The following is a 213-nucleotide window of genomic DNA, read 5'->3' on the forward strand; positions in this document are numbered from 1 at the left end:
TAGCTCCATGCAATGGTCGGTTGCAGGGGGCAAAAAAGTGGGGGTTTTGGGGATATAATTAGCTTGAAATTGTACCAGTGGTACAATTTCAATAATTATACCGCGGACTTTATTCGTAGTTTTAATTTGAAATTGAATTTTGATTTAAGATTTTTTTAAATTTAAAAAGTAAGTTAGCGTGGTAAAAGGGGACAATCGGAAGTCCCCTGTTCC

This window comes from Anaerococcus sp. HMSC065G05 (genome assembly GCF_001812365.1).
GTDB classification, from domain to species: Bacteria; Bacillota; Clostridia; order Tissierellales; family Peptoniphilaceae; genus Anaerococcus; species Anaerococcus vaginalis.